The organism is Pseudomonas typographi, assembly GCF_014694385.1.
Classification (GTDB): domain Bacteria; phylum Pseudomonadota; class Gammaproteobacteria; order Pseudomonadales; family Pseudomonadaceae; genus Aquipseudomonas; species Aquipseudomonas typographi.
On sequence record NZ_JAAOCA010000099.1, the window covers coordinates 1 to 1022 of the forward strand.

Genomic DNA, 1022 nt, shown 5'->3' on the forward strand with positions numbered 1-1022 from the left:
CGACTCGGTGTGCCTGGTGCTGGGCGACAACATCTTCCATGGCCAGCACTTCTCCGAACAGCTCAAGCGCGCGTTGTCGCGGCCCACGGGCGCCACTGTGTTCGGCTACCTGGTCAAAGACCCGGAGCGCTTCGGCGTGGTGGAATTCGACGAGCAGGGCAAGGCCTTGTCGATCGAAGAAAAACCGAAAGCCCCGAAATCCAGCTACGCAGTGACCGGCCTGTACTTCTACGACAACGACGTGGTGCAGATCGCCAAGAACGTGAAGCCGTCGCCGCGCGGCGAGCTGGAAATCACCGACGTGAACAATGCCTACCTGGCCCGTGGCGACCTGCACGTCGAGCGGCTGGGCCGCGGCTTCGCCTGGCTCGATACCGGCACCCACGACAGCCTGCTGGAAGCTTCGCAGTACGTGCAAACCGTGGAACACCGCCAAGGCCTGAAGGTCGCATGCCCGGAGGAAATCGCCTACCAGCAGGGCTGGATCGACGAAACCCAGCTGCTGGTACGGGCCGAAGCGTTCGGCAAAACCGGCTATGGCCAATACCTATTCCGCTTGGCAAGAGATAACCAATGAAAGCGACGCGCACGGCCATCGCCGACGTAATGCTCATCGAGCCCCGTGTATTCGGCGACGAACGAGGGTTCTTCTTCGAAAGCTTCAACGAGAAGCTGTTCCAGGAAGCCACGGGCGTTGCCCTGCCGTTCGTTCAAGACAACCACTCCCGTTCGCAGAAAGGGGTATTGCGCGGCCTGCATTACCAAATCCAAAACGCCCAGGGCAAGTTGGTGCGGGTCGTGGCGGGCGAGGTGATCGACGTGGCGGTAGACATCCGCCAAAGCTCGCCCAGCTTTGGCCAGTGGGTCAGCGCCCGGCTTACGGCCAGTAACCACCAGCAGCTATGGATACCGCCGGGCTTCGCCCATGGTTTCGTGGTGCTCAGCGATTACGCCGAGTTTTTGTACAAAACCACCGATTACTACAACCCCGCTGCCGAGCGCTGCATCGCCTGGGACGACCC

Annotated in this window: 2 protein-coding genes; both read left to right on the top strand. The window is 61.4% G+C overall.

The window, feature by feature from the left end; genetic code table 11:
• The coding region (locus HAQ05_RS27810) for a sugar nucleotidyltransferase (RefSeq protein WP_190427587.1) at positions 1–577 on the top strand (577 nt) is incomplete at its 5' end.
• A partial coding sequence (rfbC, locus tag HAQ05_RS27815) for a dTDP-4-dehydrorhamnose 3,5-epimerase (RefSeq protein ID WP_190427589.1) occupies positions 574–1022 on the top strand: 449 nt, incomplete at its 3' end. The genes HAQ05_RS27810 and rfbC, both read left to right, overlap by 4 nt.